The 3134-nt window shown below is 52.9% G+C and carries 3 protein-coding genes and 2 pseudogenes; 3 read left to right on the forward strand and 2 right to left on the reverse strand.

The features are described 5' to 3' along the window. From prfB to lysS, 3 genes and pseudogenes are all read left to right on the forward strand, one after another. Positions 1-156: pseudogene (gene prfB, locus BN874_RS25165) on the forward strand (peptide chain release factor 2); the annotation flags it as partial. Positions 157-395: 239 nt separating this feature from the next. Continuing rightward, positions 396-875, forward strand: a complete 480-nt coding sequence (locus BN874_RS24665) for a hypothetical protein (protein WP_496109736.1) — start codon at positions 396-398, stop codon at positions 873-875. 5 nt (positions 876-880) lie between these two features. Then, positions 881-2377, forward strand: a complete 1497-nt coding sequence (lysS, locus tag BN874_RS14455; protein WP_034434762.1) for a lysine--tRNA ligase — start codon at positions 881-883, stop codon at positions 2375-2377. Between the two features lie 22 nt (positions 2378-2399). On the opposite strand, the gene BN874_RS24670 is transcribed toward lysS, so the two are convergent. Then, complete coding sequence (locus BN874_RS24670) at positions 2400-2603, reverse strand: hypothetical protein (RefSeq protein WP_154724956.1); 204 nt, start codon at positions 2601-2603, stop codon at positions 2400-2402. A gap of 137 nt (positions 2604-2740) precedes the next feature. Next, positions 2741-3134: pseudogene (locus BN874_RS14460) on the reverse strand (B12-binding domain-containing radical SAM protein); the annotation flags it as partial.

The following is a 3134-nucleotide window of genomic DNA, read 5'->3' on the forward strand; positions in this document are numbered from 1 at the left end:
TCCGATATTGGCTGGGGCAGTCAGATTCGCTCCTATGTACTGGATCAGTCGCGGATCAAGGATTTGCGCACCGGGGTCGAAACCGGTAATACCCAGCCGGTGCTGGACGGTGATCTGGATCAGTTTATTGAAGCCAGCTTGAAGAGTGGGTTGTAGTTTTGAGCGCGCAGTTAAGAAAAACAGGTGCAGAGCTGTTCCACGATAATGGTAACGGCTTACCTGTCGCTTTACTGGATTTCTGGCGATGGTTCGGCTCTGATTTACTAAATCAGGACTTTCGCTTTCCGTCATTCCCGCGTTAGGCGGGAATCCAGTAACTCGCTGAAAAGCTTGGATACCCGCTTTCGCGGGTATGACGAATTTACGGGGCTAGCGAAAGTCCTGTAAATAATGCGCTGCGTGGTGTTCTGGCTGAATTTATCGTTGCTTCCGATCTTGATTGTGGTGCTGGCGTGCGTAATGAGTGGAGTGCGTATGATTTAGAGACACGGACTGGTTTTAAAGTGGAAGTAAAATCAGCGGCTTATCTGCAAAGTTGGCGTCAAAAGAGACCTTCCCCAATTCGTTTCGATATAAAGCCTACCTATGATGTTGTTAATGAAGCAGATGGCCGTTGGAAGCAAAGCGATGTGTCGAAGCGTCAAGCGGATGTGTATGTGTTTTGTGTGCTGTCGCATCAGGATAAGGAAACGATTGATCCTCTGAATATGGCGCAATGGGATTTTTATCTACTGCCTACAAAAATTCTTAACGAACGTGCAGAAAAACAGAAATCCATTTACTTGTTGGTGCTGCTCAAGCTGGAGCCGAAGCAGGTCCGATATGGGGAGATCGCCAATGTGATTGATGAACTGATGAATACGGAACAAATATGAGTGCTATGGACTCCCCCGAAGAACCCCTTGACGAAAACAAGCTGATCGCGCTGCGCCGCCAAAAGTTGAGCGAGTTGCGCCAGTTGGGCAACGTCTATCCCACCGATTTCCGCCGCGATGCGCTGGCGGCGGAACTGCATGTGGCTTATGGCTGTAAGGACAGCGCCGAACTGGACGCCGAACCCCAGCGGGTTTGCGTGGCTGGGCGGATGCTGGCGAAACGGATTATGGGCAGGGCCAGCTTTGCGCGGCTGCGCGACATGTCCGGCGACATTCAACTGTTCATCCAGAAAAACGCCCTGCCGGATAACCGCTATGAGGATTTCAAAACCTGGGATGTTGGCGACATTCTTGGCGCCGAGGGAACCGTATTCAAAACCAAGACTGGCGAATTGTCGGTCAAGGTAGACACGCTACGGTTATTAACCAAGTCGCTGCGACCGTTGCCGGAGAAGTTTCACGGCCTGGCTGATCAGGAAACCCGTTATCGCCAGCGTTATGTGGATCTCATCATCAACGAGTCCACTCGTGACACCTTCCGCTTGCGTTCAGCCAGCGTCGCTTATATCCGCGAGTTTTTTAATCGGCGCGGTTTTCTGGAAGTCGAGACGCCGATGATGCAGCCAATTCCCGGCGGCGCAGCGGCGCGGCCTTTTATTACTCATCACAATGCGCTGGATATGCAACTGTATCTGCGAATTGCGCCAGAACTGTATTTGAAGCGACTGGTGGTGGGCGGCTTCGAGAAAGTCTACGAGATCAACCGTAATTTCCGCAATGAAGGTTTATCCACCCGTCACAATCCCGAATTCACCATGCTGGAATTTTATCTGGCCTATGCGGATTACCGCGATCTGATGGATTTGAGTGAGGAATTATTACGGGGTATGGCGGAAAATCTGCTGGGCGATACCCGCGTGACTTATCAGGGTGAAACTTACGATTTCGGGCAGCCGTTCCGGCGATTGACCGTGCGCGAGGCCATTCTGTACTTCAACCCGGCAATAACCGCTACGCAACTCGATGATTTGGAAAGCGCCCGGCAAATTGCCGAAGGCTTGGGGCTGAAAGTGCAACCGGATTACGGCTTAGGCCGAGTGCAATTGGAGATTTTCGATCAGACGGTCGAGCATCAATTGCGTGACCCGACCTTTATTACCGCCTATCCGACCGAGGTGTCGCCACTGGCTCGGCGCAATGATGCTGACCCTACTATTACCGACCGCTTTGAGCTATTCATCGGCGGGCGGGAAATCGCTAATGGGTTTTCCGAATTGAACGATCCTGAAGATCAGGCTGAGCGGTTTCGTAAGCAGGTTGAAGCGAAAACCGCTGGCGATGATGAGGCAATGCACTACGACGCCGATTATATCCGGGCATTGGAATACGGTCTGCCACCCACCGCCGGAGAAGGCATCGGCATTGACCGGCTGGTGATGTTGTTCGCTGACGCACCGTCAATCCGCGATGTGTTGCTATTCCCGCACCTGCGGCCGGAGTAACCCGCCGCAACGGGTGTGCGCCTCATACCGCCCAAATCGGTGTTGCTGCGATGGCTGCCGGTTGCGCGGGTGGTGGTAAAGGCTGATTGGCGATAGCACTTCGCATCGGTACGACTTGGCCGTGTTCCAGACACTGGGCGCGAAGTTGATCCGGCTGCACGACTACTGGACGTTTGCAGTGCGGGCAAACTGTATAAATTTGATGAATTTGTGTTGTAATCGTCATAGTTTGTTCCTCTCAAGATATTAATCCTATCCGTTCGACAACAGTCTTAACGATTTTGTTTTGCATTGCAACAAAATTTGCTGTTATGCAACATCCAGCCGCTGAAAGTGGGTTTTCGGTTGCCTTCAACCCTGGGTCTACCGATGCCGTGCCTGCCGAGTTAGGGAGGTTGCCTTGGGCGCTCGACTGCGATCAGAGACCGACCGAGCCCGTTGCAGAAAAGCCGGACTGCTTTTTGCGCCACTGGCTTGATGATCCTGCGTCAATGCGTCCTGCGCCGCCGCTTCGGTCACACCCAACGCCTCGGTCAATCCCCGATACAGCAGATCAAACAGCCGCTCCAGTGCAAATTGGTGAGTCTGTCCAGTCACGGCAAATAGCCAATCGCTCAACGCCATGAATCGCCCGAACGGATCATCGCCCAAAAATAATAATCGGGTCTGGCGGAACCGCCCGGAGTTGCCAATCAAATCCCAGTAGCGGGCGAAGCGTTCCAGCCGTCGCATTGTCGCAAAATCCAGCAGCGCCGAG

Origin of the sequence: Candidatus Contendobacter odensis Run_B_J11 (assembly GCF_000531125.1) — a bacterium.
Taxonomy (GTDB): domain Bacteria; phylum Pseudomonadota; class Gammaproteobacteria; order Competibacterales; family Competibacteraceae; genus Contendibacter; species Contendibacter odensensis.